Origin of the sequence: Clostridium sp. C8 (genome assembly GCF_001010885.1) — a bacterium.
GTDB classification, from domain to species: domain Bacteria; phylum Bacillota; class Clostridia; order Clostridiales; family Clostridiaceae; genus Clostridium; species Clostridium sartagoforme.
In genome coordinates, this window is sequence record NZ_LBMX01000085.1 from 1 (window position 1) to 23,854 (window position 23,854).

A 23,854-nucleotide genomic window follows, 5' to 3' on the forward strand; every position below is an offset into this window, starting at 1 on the left:
TCCTATATTTTTATTTTATATCTATTATATATTTACTATTTTTTAGATTTTATAAATAGATATAAACTATTTATCATAAAAATTATCCCTGAATAGAATAAAACTATTCCCCATTGAAAAAGCCTTAATGGAACAGTATTAAATACTCCTGATAAAAATGGGATATATAGTATTGAACATACCATAATCATAGAAACTAGTACTGCTAAAACTAAATATGGATTAGTAAATACTTTAATTTCGAAAATAGAATGTCTTTCTGATCTACACTCGAAAACATGTAATAACTGAGACATAACTAGTGTTGTTAAAGCAAGAGTTCTACATGTAGCTAAATCCATACCATATAATCTACCAGTCATAAATGAAAGTAAAGTACAAATTCCAATTAAACATCCTCTTACAACAATCTTTGACCATAGTCCTCTTGCAAAAATACCTTCTCCCTTTTCTCTTGGTTGTTGCATCATTATATCTTTATCTGCTGGATCTACTCCAAGAGCAATTGCCGGTAATCCATCAGTTGCTAAGTTTACAAATAATATTTGTATTGGTGTAAGTGGATTAGGTAAATAAAATAATGATGCTAGAAACATAGTTAATACTTCCCCTAAATTACAAGATAATAAATATCTTATAAATTTTCTTATATTATCATATATAACTCTACCTTCTTCTACTGCTGATACAATTGTTGCAAAATTATCATCCATTAATACCATGGAAGCTGCTTCCTTAGTTACATCTGTTCCTGATATTCCCATTGCAATTCCTATATCTGCTTCCTTTATTGCTGGAGCATCATTAACTCCATCTCCAGTCATTGCAACTATATTATTTTGTTTTTTAAAAGCTTTAACTATTCTAAGCTTATGATGTGGGGATACTCTTGCAAATACTCTGACGTTTTTAACTTTCTTCATAAGATCTTCATCGCTAATTGTTTCAATTTCTTCTCCTGTCATAGCTTGATCATCTGTATTACAAATATTAATTGATTTAGCTATTGCAAGTGCTGTATTTTTATGATCCCCAGTTATCATTACAGGTTGAATTCCTGCAAGTTTACATTTTAATACTGCGTCTCTAACTTCAACTCTTGGAGGATCAATACTTCCTGCAACTCCTAAAAAGATTAAATTATTTTCTAAAGATTCACTCTTTACTAAATTGCTTTCCTTATAAGCTGCTGCTATACACCTTAAAGCTCTATTAGACATTGCTTCTATATATGATGCAACCTGCTTTTTCTTTTGAGTAGTTAAAGGCTTTATAGTTCCATTTTCAAGTATATGACTACACTTATCTATAACTCTTTCTGGAGCACCTTTCATATAACAAACTTCTTTTGTTCCTTCTCTAACTATAACACTCATCATTTTTCTAGAAGAATCAAAAGGAATATCATATATTCTTTTTGCATTGGATACAAAGGATTTTAATAAGTTAACATCTTTAAAAAATGCTTTTATCAATGCAGTTTCAGTTGGATCTCCATGTAAAGCCTTATCTATGTTCTTAATATTAAAATCATAATTACAATCATTACAATAAACTAAAGCCTTCATAATTGTTGAATGATTGGTTAATTGATCTTTATCTAAATCATGTATTTTTCCATTAATATAAATTTCTTTTACAGTCATTTTATTTTGTGTTAATGTACCCGTCTTATCTGAACATATTACTGATGTACACCCTAAAGTTTCTACTGCTGGTAATTTTCTTACTAAAGCATTTTTCTTTAACATTCTTGAAACACCTAATGCTAACGCTACTGTTACTATAGCTGCTAAACCTTCTGGTATTGCTGCAACTGCTAATGAAACCCCTAATAAGAACATTTCTGTAATTTCATTACCTCTTAATATTCCTAGTACTGTTACAACTGCACATATTGTTAAACATAATGCTACTAGTATCTTACCTAGTGAATCTAGTCTCTCTCTTAATGGAGATTTATCTTCTTCAATGTTATCTAAAAGATTTGCTATTTTCCCCATTTCCGTATTCATTCCAATACTATCAATAAGTAAAATACCTCTACCTTTCAATACTGTAGTACCCATAAATCCTTGGTTTTTTCCTTTTTTTGAATCCTTAGAAACTCCTACTGATTCTCCAGTTAAAAGTGACTCATCAATCATTATCCCTGAGCTTTCTATAAACGTGCCATCTGCTGGTATTCTATCTCCTGCTTCTAATATTATTAGATCCCCTATAGTAACTTCTATTGAGTTTATTACTTTCAAAACGCCATCTCTAATAACCTTACAAGTTGGTGCTGCTAATTCCTTTAATGCTTCTAAGGATTTTTCAGTTCTATATTCTTGTACAAACCCCATTATTGCATTTACAACCACTATTATAAGTATTGTTATTGCATCTGCAGTATCTCCCATTAAGCCTGAAATTACAGTTGCAGCTATTAATACCCAAACAATAAAGTCATTAAATTGAGCTAAAAATATTAATATAGGTGATGATTTCTTTTTGTGGGATAACTCATTTAATCCATAAGTACTTTGTCTTTTTTCTGCTTCCTTTGTAGATAGACCCCTTGATATTTCTCTTTCTTGTATCACCGGTTGTCCTCCTTAAAATAGTTTCTATATATTATATTTAGTAAATTCTAAGATATGATTTTTTTTAATAATTGATATGTTAATTTTCTATTTAAATAAATCCATTAACTCCGTAACACATTGATAATGTAGATGAATTGAACACTTAATGAAATTGAATGTATGAATAACTGATTTTATTAAGAAAGCTCATTTAGAGAAGTATGATGTATATGCTGCATTTATTAATTAAAACATGTACATGTAAATAAGAGTAATTCAACATATTTCTACATATACTTTATATAGATAGCTTTACAAATTAACAATATAAATATAGAATATGTATATATAAAATTTAACTAAGGAGGGTCTTAATTTGAAAGACATAATTTACGTAACAGGACATAAGAATCCAGATTCTGATTCGATATGTGCAGCTTTTTCGTATGCTGAATTTAAAAATAAGACAGGCAATATACCTGCAGTACCTGTAAGACTTGGAAATGTAAATCAAGAAACTCAATATATTCTTGATTATTTTGGAGTTGAAGCTCCTCAATTGCTAAAGACTGTGAAATTAAAGGTAGAAGATTTAGAGTTTGATAGAATAACTCCTGTATCTCCTGATATATCTTTAAAAACAGCTTGGAATATAATGAGAAATAAAAACATTAAAACTTTACCAGTAGCTGACGAAAATGATCATTTATTGGGAGTTTTAGCTATCTCAAACTTAACTTCATGTTATATGGATATTTGGGATAATAGAATTCTAGCAAAAAGTAATACTTCAATCGAAAATATTATAGATACACTATCTGCAAAGGAAATTTATGTAGATTCTAAAAGAAAAACTTTTCCTGGTAAAATAGCAGTAACTGCAATGAAGCCTGAAAGTATGAAAGATTACATAGAAGCTGGGGATATAGCTATAGTTGGAGATAGAGAAGAAGTTCAAAACGCCTTACTTGATCTTAATATATCTCTTATGATAATTACTGGATCACATACTCCAAGTAGCAAAATAACAGAAAAAGCTAAAAAGGCTAATATAAGTGTTATAACTACTCCACATGATTCATTTACTACATCACGACTTATAGTTCAAAGTATTCCTGTCGGTTATGTTATGATTAAAGATAAGTTAGTTACATTCTCAACTAATGATTTAGTTGAAGATGTAAAAAAAGTTATGATAGAAACTAGATATAGAAGTTATCCGGTTATTGCAGAAAATGGCAAAGTAATTGGAGCTGTATCAAGATATCATTTAATTTCTAATTATAAAAAGAAAATCATCCAAGTTGACCATAATGAAAGAAGTCAATCAGTTGATGGACTTGAAGATGCTGAAATATTGGAAATAATAGATCATCACAGAGTTGCTGATATTCAAACTAGTGGACCTTTATATTTTAGAAGTGAGCCTATTGGAAGTACTTCTACTATAGTAGGTAAATGCTTCTTTGAAAATGGAATACGCCCTTCAAAGCAAGCTGCTGGACTTCTATGTGGAGCTATAATTTCTGATACATTACTATTTAGAAGCCCAACTTGTACACCACAAGATAAAAATATTTGTCTAAGATTAGCTGAAATAGCTGGAATAGATGTTGAAAAATTTGCTAAAGAGATGTTTAAAGCTGGAACTTCATTAAAAGGAAAAACAGTAGAACAAATCTTTAATCAAGATTTCAAGCCATTTACTATGGAAGATACAAGGGTTGGTATAGCACAAGTAAATACTATGGATATTGAAGGATTTATGCCACTTAAAGAAGAAATGTTGACTTATATGAATACTAAAGCAAAAGAAGCAAAACTAGATACTGTACTTTTATTGCTTACAGATATTCTTAATGAAGGATCTCAAATATTAGTTGCTGGTGATAGACCAGAAATAATTGAGAAAGCTTTCAATATTACATTAAAAGATAATACGGCGTTCTTAGATAAAGTGCTTTCAAGAAAGAAACAAGTGGTACCACCAATTACAGCTGCAGTAACTGCTAAATAATTTAGTAAACTAAATTATAGTGAAAAAATGAACAGTTATTTATAAAATTCCAATGGAATTTCAAAATAATAAATTAAAAAGGCTGAGATTTTAGTATTTTCTCAGCCTTTATTTTATAATTCAGCTATGCTGAATTATTTCCTCAACTCTTTCACTTTTCATTCTTCCCACTCTTATCTAGATCTCATATTATTAACCATTCCCCACATTTCATCTGCAGTTGTAATTCCTCTTGAACTAAGTTCAAAAGCCCTTTGAGTTAATATCATTTCTGAGAATTCAGTTGCAATATCTACATTTGATCCTTCTAATGATCCTTGGTATATGTCAAAGTTAGTAGTTCTTTGCACCTCTACTCCTTGGGCTGGAGTAAATAAGTTCTCTCCAATTGATAAAAATGCTCTATCTCCTACTGCTGTATATAATGGAATTTCTGCAACTTGTATAAAGTTACCTCTATCTTTAATATAAACTTGTCCTTTTTTATCTACAAGAAAATTATCTTTATTAAATACCACATTATTCTCAGAATACCCATTTAAATAATTAAGTTCTAATTTATTTCCTCTATTATCTACAATTTTACCATTAGCATCAATTGCAAAAGCACCATCTCTTGTATAGGCTTCTCCTCCATCTGATGAAATTATTTTAAAATAACCTGAGCCATCAATTGATAAGTCTGTACCTCTTAAAGTTTCTTGTAACATACCTTGAGAGTTGTCTCTATACCATTCTGAAGTTCTTGTACCTGTTCCAATTACGGCATCTTTATCATTAATTGGAGTTCCCATCCTATCTAAAGATTCTGTTAATAAGTCTTTAAACCCAACCTCTATTTTCTTATATCCCATAGTAGTTGAGTTCGCTAAATTATTAGAAATTGCATCTAACTTATCTTGATTTGCATTCATTCCACTTCTTGCAGTCCATAATGTTCTTAGCATAAATTCATCCTCCTACTATTTAACTGCGCCTATTTCATTTGCAGCCTTTCCTAATGTTTCATCAATAGTTTGAACTATTTTTTGATTAGTTTCAAAACTTCTCATTGTAGTAATCATATTTACCATCTCATTTGAAACACTTACATTTGAACCTTCTAATGAGCCTTGAGTAACTGAAACTTGTGCATTATATATAGGATTTTCTCCTCTATAATAATTATTCCCTATTTTTTCCAATGTGTTATAATCTTGAAAATCTGCTGTTGCTAAAGTATGTGTTGCTCTATCTCCTATGTACAAGTTGTTATTTCTATCTAATATAAAGTCATCTCCACCTACAAAGATTGGTTCAAGAGTTCCTGTGCTTTTATTCATTCCTAGAACCCTATCCCCATCAGTATTCATAAGATATCCATCATTTCCAACTTTAAAGCTTCCATCTCTTGTATATACTACTTCATTACCTGCATTAGTTTGCTTTTGTATAGCAAAAAATCCTCTTCCCTCTATAGCAAAATCTGTTTTTTTATCTGTGCTTTTTATAAGTCCTTGCGTAAATGTTGTATCTACACTATCTATTTTAGCACCTAAACTTATTGATCCCAGCTTTTGAGTTATATTTTTACCATTAACTACTTTATCTCTATTTTGAATCATAACTTCATCAAAGCTTTTTATTGATAAGTTATCACCTTTAAATCCAGTTGTATTTGCATTTGTTATATTATTTGTTATATTAGATTGCTTATTCTCTAATGATATTAATCCTGATACAGCAGTATATAAACTCCTAATCATTATCCTCAACTCCTTTAAATAATACTTTACATTCATCCTCATAGTGCATTCCAAGGCCTCTAGCCTTTTCTTCTATTTTATCATTAGAAAGTTCTTTATTATAACTATATCCAAACATAAATATTGAAGTCAATACCATTCCAATGCCTATTCCCATAAGTATTTTTCTGTCAGTTAAAAAATCAATTACTATACTTATTTTCTTAATAAACTTTTTATTAATAGTACTTCCCCCTTACCTATGGATAGTTTCTCACATATTTCATCATCTCTTAATCCATTTTCTAAAAACGACTTCACACTTTCCATTTTATCATTTTGAAGTTTTTCTTTATTAATGAAATTTATTTCTGATATTATATCATTTTCTATTATATCTTCTTTTAATATGTTTTCTGAATCTTCTTTTTTATAATTATCTATATTATATTTATTATCGTCTACTTCTTTCTTATTCTTTATATGATTCAATGATTTTTTTAATTCTTTAATTTCCTTTTGTAAATCTAAAACAGTTTCAGCTAAATCTTTTCTTATTGAAATAATTTCTACATCATAATCCCTATTATTATTCATTTCTTCTCTATTTAGTATATTTTCAAAGGATTTATCTTCTTTTTTTATAGCTTTAACATTTAAAATTATAAGTATAATTCCTATTAACATTATTAATACAGGAAGCATATAATCCTCCCTTTCTTATTTATCTAAGTATAATTTATATGTAATTTATCTTTTGCATTACACCCCTTAAATTCCTTATGGCTCTACTATGTAACTGACAAACTCTAGATTCTGATACTTCTAAAATTTGTCCTATTTCTTTTAAAGTTAACTTTTCATAATAATATAACTTTAATATAAGCTTATCCTTTTCCTTCAAATCTTCTATTGCTTTTGCAAGAACTTCTAATTTTTCTTTATCTTCTAAAGATTCTTCTGGTGAAACAGAGTTTTTATCTTCTAATGTCTCCATAATAGTAACATCATCATCATCTGAATATATTATAGACTCCAAAGACATCACTGACATATAATTTATATAATTTTCAATTTGAGAAACTTCTTCCTCTGATATTTTTAGTTCATTTGCAATTTCTTTTAGATTTGGTTCTCTCATGTATATATTTTGGAGTTTTTCTACGCATTCATTATATCTAGCCAACTTATCCATAGCACCTTTAGAAATAGGTCTATTTTTTCTTATTTCATCAATCATTGACCCTTTTATTCTTAAAGTAGCATAAGATGAAAACTTCATACCTTTTGTTGAATCGTACCTATTAATTGCATCTAAAAGCCCAACAATTCCATAGCTTACTAAATCCTCATATTCTATATATTTGGTTTTACCAATCATAACTCTAGAAGCTAAATATTTAACTAGTGGTATATATTTTTCTACAATTTGTTCTTTATGAATTATAGGGCTTTGACATTCCATATTGTTAACCTCCTCTAGATAAGTTCTCGTTGTTTTCTCATTATCCTAAATACTGTTCTTATTATTTTCTCTCTTGTTACATTGTCCATATCATCAAAATCTATTCCACATACATACTTCTTATCTTCTGTTTTTTCTATCCTTACGATTTTTCCCCTTACAGTTATCTTTTCATTATCATGAATTAAGTTTGCAACTATAATATCATTATATGATAACTCTTCCTTTATTTTAATTCTCATGCCACCACCACTTAAGTCCAGTAAAAGTGCATGTTCATATTTTTCTTCTTCTTTTATTTCTTTTTCAAGTTCTTCTTCTTTTATATAGTTAATCACTTGTAGTATATTAACTCTTACATAATTTCTTCTTTGTATTCTAGTTATCTCAAAAGGCTTTCCAATCCTATAAAATGGAATATTATTTTCTGTAATTCTCCCTAAAACCTCACTCTTATAACCAAAAACATTTCCTTTATTATCATAGAATATTTGTTCTAATTTTTCTCCGTCTTCTAAAGTTAAATAAACTCCATTAGATACTGGAACTGTTATTAAAATTTCTTCATCCTTTATATCTTGAATCGTTGATTTATAAATATCTTCTCCCCATAAAACATCAATTTTACGATTTATACCAAGTTCTAATTTTGTCATTACCTATAATCCCCCTAAGAAAAAATATTAAATAATTTTCTAAATAACCCTTGAGCACCAACACCTATGGCTTCTTTTTTCTTCCCTATAATTTTATCTGCTATCTCAATTATAGATTTAGCAGCATCACAATTAGGATAACTAATTACAAAGGGTATTTGTTCCCTTACTGCCATAACAAGTTTTCTATCTTCATAAATACTTCCTAAATAATCAACTTCTAGTGTTAAAAATTTATTTACAGCAGCCTTAAATTTTATGAAGGTTTGACTTCCTTCTTTTTTGTCTAATGCTTTATTAATAACTATATTAGCTTTGTTTTTTATTTTAAAATGATTTACTGCTTTTAATAGGCTATATCCATCCGTTAATGAAGTAGGTTCTGGAGTCGTTACTAATATTAATTCATCACTACAAGCTATAAAGGCTAATACACTTCTGCTTATTCCCGCACCTGTATCTATGAATATATAATCAAATCCTTCTAACATTTCTATTTTTTTCAAGAAAATATCTCTTTGATTTTGTTGTAAATCCTCTATATTATTTAATCCGCTTCCGCCTGGTAATAATTTTACCCCTTCTGGTCCATCAACAATTATATCTTCTATAGCTAATTTACCATTAATTAAATCTAAAACACTATGCCTAGGGTATATTCCCATTAAAACATCATCATTTCCCATTCCTATATCTGCATCAAATATTAATACTCTCTTGCCTTTTTTAACTAATGTAATTGCCAAATTAACTACAAAATTACTTTTTCCAACGCCACCTTTACCTGATGTTATAGTTATTATTCTAGCATCTCTTTTAAAGCTTTCTTGTATTTCACCTCTTGCTAACCTTCTTAAACTTTCTGCTTGGTCTAACATATAGTTTCCTCCCCTAGAATAAGTTTTTCTATTTCATTCTTTGAAGGTACTTTTATATCATCTGGAACATCTTGCCCTGTGGTTATATAAGCTATAGGTTTATTTGACCTTTTTACTATGTTGTACACACAACCATAAGTACTGGTTTCATCTAATTTAGTTATAATTAATTCTTCATAAGCAAGTTCATTATACCCCTCTAAAATTGTTTGAATATCTCTATTTTTTGTGGTTCCACTCATCACAAGCATTATATGATCAGCATTAACCTTTTGAATAAATGCTCTAAGTTCTGATATTTGCATTGTATTTTTACTGCTTCTTCCTGTTGTATCTACTAAAATTACATCACAAGCTTCCAGTTCCTTAACAGCACCTTCCATCTCTTTTAAGGTTATAACTACTTTAAATGGTATATTCATAATTTCAGCATAAGTCTTTAGTTGCTCAACAGCTCCTATTCTATAGGTATCTATAGTAATTAACCCAACTTTCTTTTTTTCTATTAAGGCTAATCTTCCCGCAAGTTTAGCTATAGTAGTGGTTTTTCCTACTCCTGTTGGACCCACCAAAACCACTTTTCCTCTTAAGTTGTTAGTGCTGATATCAATTTCTTTTTCTAATAAATTCATGAAATCTTTTTTAAACTCATCTATATTATCATAATTTTTCGTCAATAAATCAATTAAAAGTTTTTCATCAATATCCATATCTCTTAGATACTCTGATATTAAATCCTTTTCTTCTTCTTTATTTGTATTTTTTATAACTTTATTTAATAACTCCTTAATTTCTTTGACTTCATTTTTTATATTCTCATTATTATTTAAGTTATTTTTATCTTCTTCAACTTCTTCTTTAATTATTTTCTTATCTTTTTCTGAAATAATTTTTTTTATACTATCTAGAGAATTTCTAAAATCCATATCCTCTTCTTTTTCTCTAGCAAATTTGTTTTTTTTATCTATTTTATTATTTTCAAGTGCTGCAGTAACTTCAATTAACTTAGGTTTAAAATATCCTTTAATTCCTGACTCTCTTATTTTTCTTTGACTTATTATAATAGCATCTTTACCTAGTTCGTATCTTATTCTAGTAAGAGCTTCATTCATATTTTTTACTAAGTATTTTTTTATTACCATTATAATGAGACAACTCCTTCTGTTCTTATTTCAACATCATTTGGAATTTCATTTAGTGATATAACCATTATATGTGGAAATACCATTTCTATAAGTTTCCTAAATACTGGTCTTATGTTTGGCGATACTAGTATAACTGGTTGATTGTTATAGAAATAAACTCTATCTACTTCATCTCTTATAGAATTAAGTATCTTAGTAGTTGTATCTGGATCAACCGCTGGGAAAGATCCCTGCATAGATTTTTGAGTATTAGCTGCTATTATTTCTTCTATTTGAGGAGATAATGTAACAACTGTTATACTTCTATTTTCATCTATTACTGTATTACAAATTGTTCTCGCTAGTGCAAATCTAACATATTCTGTTAATAGTTCTAAATCTTTAGTAAGCCTAGAATTATCTGCTAAAGATTCCATAATTGTTACCATATCTTTTATTGGAACTTTTTCTCTTAATAAGTTTTGTAATACTTTTTGAAGTTCTCCTATAGTCATAAGATCAGGTATAAGTTCTTCTACCACAGTACTATATTTCTCTTTAGTATTATCTACTATTAACTGAACTTCTTGTCTTCCAAGTAATTCATAAGAGTGTGCTTTTATAGTTTCTGTTAAATGAGTAACCATAACAGTAGTTGGATCTACCACAGTTAATCCTTTTATTTCAGCTTCTTCTCTTTGATCTTTATTTATCCATACTGCTGGTAAATTAAATGTAGGCTCTATAGTTCTTATTCCAGCTATTTGAGAGTTATCTCCAGATGGATCCATACAAAGAAGCATATTTGCCATAAGCTCTGCTGAAGCTATAACTGTTCCTCTTATTTTTATTACATATTCATTAGTTTTTAGTTGAAGATTGTCTCTTATTCTTATAGGTTGAACTACAACTCCCATTTCTATTGCACATTGTCTTCTAACAGATGCAATTCTTTGCAGTAAATCTCCACCTGTTGATTCATCTGCCAAAGGAATTAACCCATAACCTATTTCTACTTCCATTGGCTCAACAGAAATTAAAGTCATAACATTTTCTGGTTCTTTTCTTTCCATTTCTGTATATTCTTCCTCAACTTTTGCAAGTTCTGCTTCTTGATTCTTTTGATCTTCTTTAAATAAAAGATATGCTGCAACCCCACTTGTCACTGCTGCTAATAAAAATGGAAGTTTTGGCATTGCTGGAATTAAAGCTAAGAAAAACATTACTGCTGAAACTATTGCTAATGCAACAGGGAATGCAGTAAGTTGCTTACTAAAAGTTTTACCAAAGTTATCTGAGCTTCCTGATCTTGTTACTAATATACCTGATGCAGTAGATATTAGTAAAGCTGGAATTTGACTAACTAAACCATCTCCTACTGTAAGCCTTGTATATAATTGTGCTGCCTTTGCAATATCCATGCCACTCATTACACCTATAACAATACCTGCAACAATATTTATTATAGTTATTATTATACCTGCTATAGCATCTCCTTTTACAAACTTAGATGCCCCATCCATTGATCCATAAAAATCTGCTTCTGCTTGTAAATCTGCTCTTCTTTTTCTTGCAGTTGCCTCATCTATAGTTCCTGCATTTAAGTCTGCATCTATACTCATTTGTTTACCTGGCATTGCATCTAATGTAAATCTTGCTGATACTTCTGAAACTCTTCCTGCTCCGTTAGTTATTACTACAAATTGTATAATTATTATAATTAAGAATATTATTATACCAACAATATAATTCCCACCTATAACAAATTCACCAAAGGCTTCTATTATACTTCCTGCATCTCCTTCGCTTAATATAAGTCTTGTTGATGATATATTAAGACCTAATCTAAAAAGAGTTGTTACAAGTAATAACGTTGGAAATACTGATAATTGAAGTACATTTGTGGTAAACATAGTAATCATTATAACTACTGCTGACAGTGTTATATTAAATGCTAATAAAATGTCTAATAACAACGGTGGAAGAGGTATTATTATCATAAGTACAATACCAAGTACACCAAAGGCTACTAATACATCCATATTTTTATTTAAACTAAATTTTTCATTTGCAAGCAACCTTATCCCATCCTTTATTATCTAGTGCGTCTTTTTTTCTTATCCAACTTAAACACCATAGCTAAAATTTCTGCTACAGCTTGATACATATCCTGTGGAATATCCTTATCTATTTCTACTGTGCTATATAGCATTCTTGCTAAAGGTTTATTTTCTATTATAGGAACCTTTGACTCAATAGCTTTTTCTTTAATTTTTATTGCTATTGCATCAGCTCCTTTAGCTACAACTTTTGGAGCTTCCATCTTACCTTCTTCATATTTAATTGCCACAGCTAAATGCGTAGGATTTGTTATTACTACAGTAGCATCTCCTACAGATTGCATCATTCTTCTTTGTGACATTTCTCTTTGTCTTTGTTTCATTTTGGATTTTATTTGAGGGTCTCCCTCCATTTGTTTATATTCTTCTTTTATTTCTTGCTTTGTCATTCTTATATCCTTTTGAAAAAGTATATATTGAACAACATAATCTATAACTGCTATTACAACTAACAGTATAGTTATTTTTATAAATATATTAACTATTAGAGATTTAACTTCTATGCCTAGAGTAGGTAAATATAAATTTCCTATTTGCATTATTTTATCAAAGTTATCTCGTATATAAGAATAAGCTATAAAAATAACTATTGATATAAGTATTAAATTCTTTACTAATTCTACTAAGGCCTTTTTAGAAAACATATTTTTAAATCCATTAATTGGATTTAATTTGCCAAATGAAGGCTTTATAGCATCTTTAACTACTAAAAATCCTGTTTGAAGCAAACTAGCAACAACTCCTGCTATCATTATAGGCAAAATAACCGGCATTATTACTATTGCTATTTTACTTATAATAAGAACATTTATCCCCTTCAAGCTACTTTCTGTAACCTCCATAGTACCCATATCATTAAGAAAGTATATTACATTATTCTTTAACGAAGAGACTATAAATCCACTTAATGCAACAATTACTAGAACTGTTGCTACCATGGTAATTGCAAGTCCAATATCCTTACTTCTTGGAACTTGCCCTTTTTTTCTAGAATCACTTTTTTTCTTTGGAGTAGCTTCTTCAGTTTTTTCATCTGCCCATATTAAAAGAACCAGAGGAGCAGATGTGATTATTTTTCTAAAAATATCAGGAATATAACTTATGTTGCTAACAAAAAGTTTTATTATAATTGGTAATGATATTGATATAGCTAGTATACCAACCAACATTTTAACTGGCATTCCAAGTATCATTACATTTATTTGTGGAACTGCTCTTGAGATAAGTCCCATGCAAAGGTCTGTTAATATTATTATCAATACTATAGGTATTGCAATTTTCAATCCTATTACAAAATACTTTCCTACAACTTCTATAAGTGTCATCATTGTATCTGGATAAAGTAGCCCCTTACCCATTGGCAATATTATAAAACTTTCAATAAGTGATTTTATAAGCATATGATGCCCATCTACTACAAAAAAAATCATTAAAGCTACATAGTGAAGTAAATTTCCAGTTATTGTTGTACTTGTTTTACTATTTGGATCTATAGTATTAACCATACTTAATCCTATATGTACATCTATCAGGCTTCCTGCCATTAATACTACCTCAAAAGCTATATTAGATATTAAGCCCAGTATTAGCCCATTAACAACTTCTAAAATCATATAAATAATTAAATAATAATTGCTTGTAATTAAATTTATATTTGAATAATCTATTCCTCCAAGTAATGCAAAGGAAAATATTAATGAAAACATAGCTTTTAATGTTTTCGGTGTCCCATTTGGGAAAAATATATTTGTTATAGCAAAAAAAGCCGTAACTCTTAAAAATATAAAAAATAATGCTAAAAAGTAGGTTGTATCTATCATACCTTACCTACCTCCTAAGTAGATATCTTAATAATAAGTTCAAATATTCTTTCTGTAAAGGCTACTAATGTATGCAACATAAAACTTGATAACATAAGCCCAACAGCTGCTATTCCTATTAGCTTAGGAACAAATGTTAATGTTTGTTCTTGTATTTGAGTAGTTGCTTGAAATATACTTATTATTAATCCAATTAATATTGATACTATTAATATTGGACCAGCTACTTTTAATGCTGTATATAATGCATCTCTTACTATTCCTATAATTAAATTTTCACTCACATTTATCACCTACCCTCCAAAACTCATTATTAAAGACTTAACCATTAAATACCAACCATCTACCATTACAAATAATAATAATTTAAATGGTAATGCTACCATTACAGGTGGAAGCATAAACATTCCCATTGACATAAGAACACTTGCCACTACCATATCTATTATTATAAAAGGTAAGAATAATAAAAATCCTATTTGAAATGCTGTTTTTAGTTCGCTTATTGCAAAAGCTGGGATAACAACTGTTAATGGGATATTATCTTTTGTTATTTCCTCTTTATTTAGTTTTGATGCTTCAATAAATAATTCTAGATCTTTTTGTCTTGTTTGTTTTAGCATGAAGTTCCTTAAAGGCTTACTTCCAGCCTCCATAGCTTCTTCTTGTGTTATTGTATTTTCCATAAATGGTTTAAATGCGTTTTCATTTAATTCTGTATATACTGGCTGCATTATAAATATGGTTAAAAATATTGCTAATCCAATAAGTATTTGATTTGGAATTGATTGCTGAGCTCCTAATGCATTCTTTAAAAAAGAAAATACAACTATTATTCTTGTAAAAGATGTCATCATAATTATTATTGAAGGTAATAATGTTAAAATAGTTAGTACTATCAATAATTTTATATTATCTACATAATTTTGAGGAGAAGTAGATTCGCCGCCTACTGAAATATTTAAATCTGGTATACTTATTGGTTCAGCATTTACAGCTTTATTAAAAGTAAATATCAGAAATACTGTCATTATCAGCATAAATATATATTTCTTCTTTTTATTCATATAAATCTTCCTTTTAATTATATTTATTTCTAAATTTATCTATTTTATCTCTTAAGCTTTTTACAGCTGTTTCATATTGGTCATTTATTTTTTCTTTTTCTCTTCTTTTCTCCTCTTCTAAAAGAAATATATCTTCTTCAGATATCTCATCTAATTTTTCAGTAGTATTATTAGATGAACTCAGTACATAGCCTTTTTTTCCTATTTTTACCACTACTATTGAAGTTTCTTTAGATATTTGAGTTCTTTCTAAAACCTTAATGTATTTTCCTTCATTAATCTTATTAAGTTTATTTCCACTTATTTTAAATAATATATAAATAAGCCCAAGTACTATCGTTAATGCAAATATTAACTTAAATATTAAAAATACTAAATCCATCTTTTAAATCTACTTCCTTTATTGTACTATAATATCACTTATATAAACATCTTTCAGTAATCCTGATGTTAACTTTTGATTAATTCTAGTCATTATATCACCTTTTAACACTGCTTCATTGGCTGGTTCAAAATCCTTTGCTTTACAGGATTTTATATAGAATATAGCAATATCTCTAATTACAACTTTTTTATCTTCTATTTCCTTTGCTAAATCTTTATTCTTACTATCATAACTTATTGAAAGATTAAGCTTTATGTATCTTTTGGAACCTTCATCACTTAAATTTACAAATATTTCACCAACCTCAAAAAAAGCTTCTTGTATAACAACTGGCTGTGAGGCATTATCTTTATTCATAAAATAATATACTCCTCCAAATGTTCCTCCGCCTAAAACTGCTAATATAGCAATAATTAAAATTAATTTATTACCTTTTTTCTTTTCTTTTTTCTCCTCAGCCACTTTTATTCTTCCTCCTTTTCAGTTGTTACAATTAAAATATCTACTCTTCTATTTTTAGCCATATTTTCATAAGTATCATTTGGTGCTACTGGATGAAATTCACCATAACCTGCTGCACTAAATCTTGTAGGATTTTGTCCCTTGCTCTCAATAAAATATCTTACTACATTAACTGCTCTGTCTGCAGACAACTCCCAATTCGATGGAAACCTACTTGTATTTATAGGTCTATTGTCTGTATGTCCTTCAACTAATATAGGATTTTCGACAGACTCTATAAGAGAATTTATTTTGTTTAGTACTTCCTTACTGTCTTCTCTTAAGTCAGAACTTGATGTCTCAAATAATATGTTATCCCTAAGTTGTATTACTATTCCTCTTTCATCATCAATTATATCTACAACAGAAGATAAATTATTATCATTAACAAATTCCTTAACATCTTTATACATTCTTTCTTGCTCAGTTAATTCTTCGCCACCTTCTATGTTATCTTCTGTTTCTCCTCCTATTAAAGGAACCTCACCGTTATACATATTATATTCTAGTAAACTAGTTCCTTCACTTCCATTCATCATAGAAGTAAATGCCTGCGCTATACTTTTTGTTTTTTCAACATCAACAGATGCCATAGAATATAAAAGAACAAAAAATGTAAGCAATAAGGTTACTGTATCTGCATAAGTTGGAAGCCACTCATCACCTCTTAGTCCGCCTTCACTAGTCTTTTTCTTTCTTGCCATTAAATAACAACCCCTTCACCATTTTCAATATTGTTATTTAAATATTCTAATTTTTCTTTAGGTGGTAAATATGTTATTAGTTTTTCTTCTACAATTCTTGGATTTACTCCTGATTGTATTGCAAGTATACCTTCTAACATCATTTCTCTTTCTCCAACCTCTTTTGCACTTTTTTGCTTTAAATTTGCCGCTACTGGATTACATAACATATTTGCTAAAAGTGATCCATAATATGTTGTAATTAATGCTTTTCCCATTCCTGATGCTATATTGGCTACATCAGTTAGATTTGCAAGCATTTGAATTAAACCTATTAATGTACCTAACATACCAAAAGCTGGTGCATAAGCTCCCCAAGACAAGAAAAGTCCTGCTCCCTTTTCATGTCTATTTTCCATTTCTCCAATTTCTAGTTCTAATATTTCTCTTATAGTTTCTGGTTCAATACCATCTACAACCATTTGTAGACCTTTCTTCAAAAAAGGATCTTCCATATTAGCAATTTCATCTTCTAAAGATAGTAAACCTTCTCTTCTAGCTTTCTTGGAAAGTTCTGTAAAACTAAGAATTATCTCTTTTGCAGATGATTTATTTTCCTTAAAAGCTTGAGTCATTAATTTACCAATATTTTTAACTTCTTCTAAAGAATAAGTTATCAAAAGGGCTGAAATAGATCCTCCTACTGTTATTAATACTGATGATAGATCCCAGAAAATTTTAAGACTACTTCCACCAAGAACCATACCATAAAACATTAATATTATACCTGATATTAATCCAATGGAAGTTAATGAGTCTGACTTTTTCATTTTATAATTACCTCCAACTATACCCTATAAGTAACAATTTTATTTTTATATCTAATTACTTTTTCTACTATTTCTTCAACACTTTCAAGAACTATATACTTTTTTCCATTAGTCAATGTTATTAAAGTTTCTGGAACTTCTTCAATTTTTTCTATATGATCTGCATTTAGAATAATTTCTTTATTATTCATACCCGTTACCTTTATCATAAAATCACCCCACTCTTTGTTAGTGCACAGTGCACAGTGCACAGTTGTTTTATTTTGCGAAGCAAAATTTCTAGTTCACAGTTTACAAGACACAGTGCACAGTTGTTTTATTTTTTTAGGTAACAGGGAACAGTATCAGATAACAAGTACTAGATGTAAACTATAATTAAAAATTAAGAAACATCTACTTCAAGGTAAGCTTAGGGACAGTAGTTAGTTTTGTGTAGCAAAATACCCTTAATTTTTTCATTCTTTCATTTATAAATTGCTTCGCGATTTATATCATAACCTGTTCCCTGTTACTTTATTCCAAAAACTGTGAACTGTGAACTGTGCGCTGTGAACTATATAAATTGCTTCGCAATTTATATCATAACCTATTACATGTTCCCTTATCAAAAAACTGTGAACTGTGAATTGTGCACTATCTAACTATCTTTTTAAGTTAATTATATCTTGAAGTATTTCATCTCCAGTTGTTATCATCTTCCCTGATGCTTGGAAAGCTCTACTTGAAACTATCATATCTGTAAATTGTTCTGCTAAGTCAACATTCGACATTTCAAGCATACCTTGAAGTGAATCACCATATCCCTTTGAATTATCATCGTTTAATGTTCCTACACCACTCTTTATAATTGCATCTCCTGAGTTAACTGATGAGCTATAAAGATTTCCTCCAAGTTTTGTTAAACCTTCTGGATTTTTAAAGCTTGCCATAGCTATTTGTCCAAGTGCTGCTACTCTACCATCTTCAAGGACTCCATTTATTACGCCATTCTTATCTATTGTATAAGTTTTTACTCTAAGCTCTATATCTGATCCTGGTATTCTAACCTTATCAGGAATTTTAAGAGTCTTTAATTCTCCATCATAAGATTTAAGATCTTTTGTTCCATCTACAAAGTTAATACTTCCGTCCCCATTCATACTTTCTATTGGAGTTCCTCCATTTGTTTCTTCTGATTCAACTCCACCAATTTCCATAGGCTTGTTTGAAACTGTTATACCTTGATTTATTCCTTTATCTTCTAAAGCTCTAGTTAAAGCATCTTGTATATTTTTTGCTGTAATAGCATTTGCAGTAACAAAATCACCATTTATTGTTATTGTTTTATTTTTTGTATCAATTGATGCTTCTGTTTTGGTTCCTGCTGTTACTGTACCTATTTGGAATTTATATCCATTTAATGCTGCACCTGCATCTAGAAGTATGTCTACTCCTCCAACTGTTACTTTTCCTGGAGCCTTATCAACTTCTCCTCCATCTATATTATCAGAAGTTAGTCCTGTATAAGGTTTAGAAGTACCTGATACTTTAACCTTTGGAGCTTCTACAGGATATTGTGCTAATAATGCTGCATTTATTTTATCTTCTAAATCCTTTGCTGCTACCTTTTTAGTAAAATCTCCTTTAATAACTAATTTATGAGCATTTCCATTTGCTGCTGGCTCATATTCTACTGATAATCCTGCTTCATTTATATCTGTAATTTCAAATTGTAATTCATTTAATAAAGTTCCTGTAGGAAGATCTACATTTAATCCTGCTATATTTAAAGATTTTGGAGAACTTGCTGTAACCCCACCACTTAATTTAGCTTTATTTGATATATCACCGATATTTATATTTCCTGCTACATTTAATTGAGTTTTTAATCCATTAGCTTTTAATGCACTATTTAACTTTGTTTGCAATTCTGCACTAGTAAATTTAGCTGGTGTTGTATTAAAATCTCCATTTATTATTATATTTCCATTTTCAACAACTACTGTAAGTGGAGTTCCTATTGCACTTTCTCCTATAGAAATAGTATAGTCATTTAATTCTCCATTAGTTTGTCCAGAAAAAGTAAATCCACCTACAGTTGTAGCAGTGCCTGAACTATTAGAATAATCTATTGATGCTGGAGAATCTACCTTACCTGAAGCATCTGATGCTCCACTGATATTTCCTAAGGTAGCTGGAGTTCCTGTAATTTTTGCTTCTTGCGTAATGCCTGCTGCTTTAAGCTTATTATTTAATTCATCTTGTAAATCAGATGCATTAAATGATTTATTTAAGAAATCAGCATTTATAACTATTTTCTTTCTTCCACTTTCTACATTTACAGATAATGGATCACTTGATATTTCACCAATTTCAAAACTATAGCCATTTAAAGCACTACCTTCACTAAGTTGTATATTAAATCCTGCTATTGTAACTGATTTAGGTGCTAATGCATCTGTTCCACCAACAACTGCTGGTGAACCTAATCCTTCAAAACTTATAGGTTTTCCTGAAACATATACTTGTTGAGATATTCCTGCTGAAGATAATCCCTTGCTTATTGCAGACTCAACTTGAGCTGTTGTTAATGCTCCTGTTGAAGAGAAATCTCCATTTACTACTATAAGCTTTTCTGCTTTATTAACGTCCGCTGAAGTAACAGTTCCTGGTCCTACTGCTCCTAATACAACCTTAAATCCATTTAATTGTGACCCTGGGCCAAATCTAAAGTCCAATCCTGCTGTACTAACTGAGTTTGGAGATAGCCCTGTTGCTTGTTGTGAACTATCATCATTAGTTAATGAGTAACCCATAATTCTAAATCCATCACCAGTTAATAAATTTCCTTGTTCATCTAATATAAATGAACCATCTCTACTATACATTATTTCACTTCCAGAGTTACTTAAGGATTGTGCTGTTATGCTATGTGCACCTGCTCTATGATTTACTTCCAATGATCCATCATAAATTGCTGGTCCTTTACTTACCATAAAGAATCCATCTCCATCTATTGCAACATCTAAAGCTCTACCTGTTGGCTGCATCATACCTTGAGTCATAACTGAATCTATACTTGCAAGTTGAACTCCAAGTCCTACTTGACTTGCATTTACTCCCCCTTGATTATTAGATGGAGCCATAGCATCTGATACATTTTGACTTAACATATCGCTAAATCTTGCTCTTGATGCCTTAAATGAAGTTGTTCCTACATTTGATATATTATTTCCTATAACATCTAATTTAGTTTGATTAACTTTCATACCGCTAATCCCGGAATACATTGATCTTAACATAATTGACCTCCAAAATATTATTTTTTCTTGCATCTGTCGTTCAGCAAGAATTAAGCTTCCTAATACTAGGTCCAGCCTATAAAATTACTACACTATCTATATTAGTAAATACATTTTCTTTAGATCTTTCTTTTTCTACTGCTGTTATTACAGTTTTATTTTCTATACTTGCAATTAAAGCTACATCTTTATAAAGCATTACTGAATTTTTAGCTCCTTTATTTTCTGCCATTTTAAAGCCTTTTGCTATTTTTTCCATGTCTGCAGCTGTAAAATTAATCTCTTTTAATCTATCTGCTGCATGCTTTGATAAGGTATATTCTTCACTACTTTTATTTATAGCCTCATTTAAAATATCACTAAAATTACTTTTATTATAATTATCATCTTCATTCACCTTATCATTTGGTATTTGAAAATTTCCTACTGGATAAGCTTTTCCGTTTATAACCCTAAAACTCAAAAAATCACCTACTTAAATAACTTACTTATCCCTTTACTCCTCACTACCCTTTATTTCATCTTTATTATTTGAAGCTTTTACTATCTTATCATAAGTAAATTCTTTTATTTCATCTGAATCATGTAGCTTAACTCTTACCTTTACAACTCCATTATCCTTAAGTACACCAAGAACTTCTCCCGTATATTTATTTCCCTCTTCATCACTTTCACTTAATTCAACATGCTTTCCAATAAATGAAGATGCAACTAAAAATGACATATTTCCATTAATATTATTAATTGATGGTATTGAGTAATCTGGAACATCTAAAACAGTAAGCACATCTGATATATCAAAATCCTTGTACACATTTGACCCATCTTCGTTAACCTCAACTGAAATAGTTGTTTTAGATGATGTTGAAGTTACAGATTTTACAATTCCTGTATAAGGCACTCCCTTAGAATCTACACTCTTTAATGTTACACCTTTTCCAACCATTGAGTTATTTGCATAACTAGACATTGTATTATTTAAATTAGTCATTTGCTCCATAGAAGCAAATTGTGCCATTTGAGTAACATATTGAGTAGAATCATTATTACCCATTGGATCCATATTAGATAATTCTGCAGATAATATGGTTAAAAAAGCATTTTTATCCATATCTTGTCCTGGTTTAACTACTTTAGTTCCTCTATCAGTCGCTCTTGCTCCTGTATAATTATTTATAACATTAGACACCGTACTTTCCCCCTATGCTAATAAATTTACATTACTTTGATTAAGTAAATCTTCTGTGCTATTTTCATCTTCATTAAGTATAGATTGAGATTTATTAATATTTTCTTTACTTTGGTTATTGTTAAAACCCTCAGATGAATTCTCTTCACCACTAAAGAATGTTGTATCTTCATTGTATATTCCTATATTTACTTCCTGAATCTTTATATTTTGATCTATTAAAGTCTTCTTTATATCCTGTAGATTAGAATTTAATAAATTATATGTTTCTTTGGACATAGCCTTTATTTCTGCTTTCATTATACCTTCTTCTGAAAGAATCTTTATAGTCATTTCTCCAAGTTCTTTAGGATATATTTTTACCTTCAATTCTTGCACAGCATTTTTTATCATAAATTTTACATTTTTTATTATATCTAAATCTATACTTTGTTTATTAACAACTACAGGTTCTTTCACTATATCTACATTATTTTTATTATATATATCATAAGAATTTAGGATTTTAGAAAAAGAACTTTTATCATCTCCATCTATAATTTTAGATAATATTCTATCTTCATCAGTATTTTCATCAATACTATATTTACTTGAAGATTCATTATCTTTCAAATTCTTATCTGTAGGTGTTTCATAGTTTAGTGTGTTATTTTCATTTAAAATATTTGATTCATCTAAAATTATCTTTGATTCATAATTATTAGCTTTATCTATACTACCTAAACTATTATTAATTTTTTCTAGTAATACTACACTTAAAATTTTAACCTTTTCTTCATGTCCTAGGCTAGAAGAAATTTTTTCTATACTTTCCTTTGGTAAAGTCTCTAATAAAGCAAAAATTTTGTTACCTAATTCATTCTCATAGCTCTCCGTAGAAACATTACTTGAAGTTTCTGATTTAATATTACTTAAAATATTGTCAGTTAAATCTTTCATATCTTTCAATAAACTTTTTATATCTTCAGAGTTTAAATTATTTTCTTCTAAACCATTTAAATTTAATAAAGAATCACTTAAATTTACATCTTCTGTATTGCTAAACAATGATAAAAACAAATTACTTATATCATTTTTGTTTAAATTTTCTACATCTATGCTACTTAAATCTAAGTTTTCTAAATAGCCGTCCTTAGAAGTAAATTCATTTAACTCTTCATTGTTTAACTTATTATTTAAAAGACTTATTAATAGATTTAGAATTTCAGTTAAGTCTTCTATATCAGATTCATTTCCTAGGAAATCTTCTTTACTTATAATCTCATCTAATTTATTAGAAACATCACTTAATATAGATTCTATCTTCTTAGTTTCCTTAGATACATCTGTATCAGCTTTTAAGGAATTATAATCTTGCTTCTCTACAGATTCTTTAGTTGAGTTATTTGAAGTGCTATTATTAATCTCCTTTTTTAAATAATCTTTAAAATTATCATTAGCCTTATTTTCTTTATTAGAAACATTATTACTAGTATTATTATTTATACTATTTAACTTATTATCTAAATCAACTATCATCTTAGTACTTATCATTAATTACTCACCTC

23 protein-coding genes and 1 pseudogene are annotated in these 23,854 nt (G+C 29.1%); 1 reads left to right on the plus strand and 23 read right to left on the minus strand.

The genetic code is table 11. The features are described 5' to 3' along the window. Positions 1–35: 35 nt before the first annotated feature. Entirely contained in the window at positions 36–2,585 is a 2,550-nt protein-coding gene (locus AAT22_RS13350) for a calcium-translocating P-type ATPase, PMCA-type (RefSeq protein ID WP_016206565.1), read from the minus strand. 358 nt (positions 2,586–2,943) lie between these two features. Between AAT22_RS13350 and AAT22_RS13355 the strand changes: the two genes are divergently transcribed. Next, on the plus strand, positions 2,944–4,584 hold the full coding sequence (locus tag AAT22_RS13355; protein ID WP_047001588.1) for a putative manganese-dependent inorganic diphosphatase: 1,641 nt from the start codon (positions 2,944–2,946) through the stop codon (positions 4,582–4,584). Between the two features lie 173 nt (positions 4,585–4,757). Here the strand turns inward: AAT22_RS13355 and AAT22_RS13360 are convergent, their stop codons facing one another. From AAT22_RS13360 to AAT22_RS13455, 22 genes and pseudogenes are all read right to left on the minus strand, one after another. Then, complete coding sequence (locus AAT22_RS13360) at positions 4,758–5,531, minus strand: flagellar hook-basal body complex protein (protein ID WP_047001589.1); 774 nt, start codon at positions 5,529–5,531, stop codon at positions 4,758–4,760. Between the two features lie 15 nt (positions 5,532–5,546). Beyond that, positions 5,547–6,329, minus strand: a complete 783-nt coding sequence (locus AAT22_RS13365) for a flagellar hook-basal body complex protein (RefSeq protein ID WP_047001590.1) — start codon at positions 6,327–6,329, stop codon at positions 5,547–5,549. Continuing rightward, the gene (locus AAT22_RS19165) at positions 6,322–6,486 is read right to left on the minus strand and encodes a hypothetical protein (RefSeq protein WP_156174334.1); all 165 of its coding nucleotides are present in this window, start codon (positions 6,484–6,486) and stop codon (positions 6,322–6,324) included. The genes AAT22_RS13365 and AAT22_RS19165 overlap by 8 nt, the downstream gene beginning before the upstream one ends. A gap of 38 nt (positions 6,487–6,524) precedes the next feature. Beyond that, positions 6,525–7,013, minus strand: coding sequence for a hypothetical protein (locus tag AAT22_RS13370; RefSeq protein ID WP_047001591.1), 489 nt, complete (start codon positions 7,011–7,013; stop codon positions 6,525–6,527). 34 nt (positions 7,014–7,047) lie between these two features. Beyond that, on the minus strand, positions 7,048–7,773 hold the full coding sequence (locus tag AAT22_RS13375) for a FliA/WhiG family RNA polymerase sigma factor (protein ID WP_016206571.1): 726 nt from the start codon (positions 7,771–7,773) through the stop codon (positions 7,048–7,050). 14 nt (positions 7,774–7,787) lie between these two features. Continuing rightward, on the minus strand, positions 7,788–8,429 hold the full coding sequence (locus AAT22_RS13380) for a flagellar brake domain-containing protein (protein WP_047001592.1): 642 nt from the start codon (positions 8,427–8,429) through the stop codon (positions 7,788–7,790). Positions 8,430–8,443: 14 nt separating this feature from the next. Further along, on the minus strand, positions 8,444–9,307 hold the full coding sequence (locus AAT22_RS13385; RefSeq protein WP_047001593.1) for a MinD/ParA family protein: 864 nt from the start codon (positions 9,305–9,307) through the stop codon (positions 8,444–8,446). Then, the gene (gene flhF / locus AAT22_RS13390) at positions 9,301–10,449 is read right to left on the minus strand and encodes a flagellar biosynthesis protein FlhF (RefSeq protein WP_047001594.1); all 1,149 of its coding nucleotides are present in this window, start codon (positions 10,447–10,449) and stop codon (positions 9,301–9,303) included. The genes AAT22_RS13385 and flhF overlap by 7 nt, the downstream gene beginning before the upstream one ends. Then, positions 10,449–12,473 (minus strand): flagellar biosynthesis protein FlhA, encoded by a 2,025-nt coding sequence (gene flhA, locus AAT22_RS13395; RefSeq protein WP_047001630.1) that lies wholly within the window; start codon positions 12,471–12,473, stop codon positions 10,449–10,451. Before flhA ends, flhF begins: the two co-directional genes overlap by 1 nt. A 53-nt stretch (positions 12,474–12,526) precedes the next feature. Further along, positions 12,527–14,371 carry a fused FliR family export protein/FlhB family type III secretion system protein gene (locus AAT22_RS13400; RefSeq protein ID WP_047001595.1) on the minus strand — a complete coding sequence of 615 codons (1,845 nt, stop codon included), beginning with the start codon at positions 14,369–14,371 and terminating at the stop codon, positions 12,527–12,529. A 14-nt stretch (positions 14,372–14,385) separates the two neighbouring features. Beyond that, the gene (gene fliQ, locus AAT22_RS13405) at positions 14,386–14,655 is read right to left on the minus strand and encodes a flagellar biosynthesis protein FliQ (protein ID WP_047001631.1); all 270 of its coding nucleotides are present in this window, start codon (positions 14,653–14,655) and stop codon (positions 14,386–14,388) included. A 9-nt stretch (positions 14,656–14,664) separates the two neighbouring features. After that, positions 14,665–15,438 (minus strand): flagellar type III secretion system pore protein FliP, encoded by a 774-nt coding sequence (fliP, locus tag AAT22_RS13410; RefSeq protein ID WP_047001596.1) that lies wholly within the window; start codon positions 15,436–15,438, stop codon positions 14,665–14,667. A 13-nt stretch (positions 15,439–15,451) separates the two neighbouring features. After that, positions 15,452–15,820, minus strand: coding sequence for a flagellar biosynthetic protein FliO (locus AAT22_RS13415; protein WP_047001597.1), 369 nt, complete (start codon positions 15,818–15,820; stop codon positions 15,452–15,454). Between the two features lie 18 nt (positions 15,821–15,838). After that, complete coding sequence (locus AAT22_RS13420) at positions 15,839–16,285, minus strand: flagellar basal body-associated FliL family protein (protein ID WP_047001598.1); 447 nt, start codon at positions 16,283–16,285, stop codon at positions 15,839–15,841. A gap of 2 nt (positions 16,286–16,287) precedes the next feature. Then, entirely contained in the window at positions 16,288–17,028 is a 741-nt protein-coding gene (locus AAT22_RS13425) for an OmpA family protein (RefSeq protein ID WP_047001599.1), read from the minus strand. Continuing rightward, positions 17,028–17,837 carry a motility protein A gene (locus AAT22_RS13430; protein ID WP_047001600.1) on the minus strand — a complete coding sequence of 270 codons (810 nt, stop codon included), beginning with the start codon at positions 17,835–17,837 and terminating at the stop codon, positions 17,028–17,030. The genes AAT22_RS13425 and AAT22_RS13430 overlap by 1 nt, the downstream gene beginning before the upstream one ends. Before the next feature lie 17 nt (positions 17,838–17,854). Next, the gene (locus AAT22_RS13435; protein ID WP_047001601.1) at positions 17,855–18,046 is read right to left on the minus strand and encodes a flagellar FlbD family protein; all 192 of its coding nucleotides are present in this window, start codon (positions 18,044–18,046) and stop codon (positions 17,855–17,857) included. Between the two features lie 432 nt (positions 18,047–18,478). Beyond that, positions 18,479–20,554: a flagellar hook-basal body complex protein gene (locus AAT22_RS13440; RefSeq protein ID WP_242849829.1), complete on the minus strand. Its 2,076-nt coding sequence runs from the start codon at positions 20,552–20,554 to the stop codon at positions 18,479–18,481. Continuing rightward, positions 20,531–21,118, minus strand: a pseudogene (locus tag AAT22_RS19465) (flagellar hook-basal body complex protein); the annotation flags it as partial. The pseudogene AAT22_RS19465 and the gene AAT22_RS13440, both read right to left, overlap by 24 nt. A gap of 76 nt (positions 21,119–21,194) precedes the next feature. Then, on the minus strand, positions 21,195–21,581 hold the full coding sequence (locus tag AAT22_RS13445; protein WP_047001603.1) for a TIGR02530 family flagellar biosynthesis protein: 387 nt from the start codon (positions 21,579–21,581) through the stop codon (positions 21,195–21,197). A gap of 33 nt (positions 21,582–21,614) precedes the next feature. Continuing rightward, positions 21,615–22,307, minus strand: a complete 693-nt coding sequence (locus AAT22_RS13450; RefSeq protein ID WP_047001604.1) for a flagellar hook capping FlgD N-terminal domain-containing protein — start codon at positions 22,305–22,307, stop codon at positions 21,615–21,617. Positions 22,308–22,319: 12 nt separating this feature from the next. Further along, on the minus strand, positions 22,320–23,840 hold the full coding sequence (locus AAT22_RS13455; RefSeq protein ID WP_047001605.1) for a flagellar hook-length control protein FliK: 1,521 nt from the start codon (positions 23,838–23,840) through the stop codon (positions 22,320–22,322). Positions 23,841–23,854 lie beyond the last annotated feature (14 nt).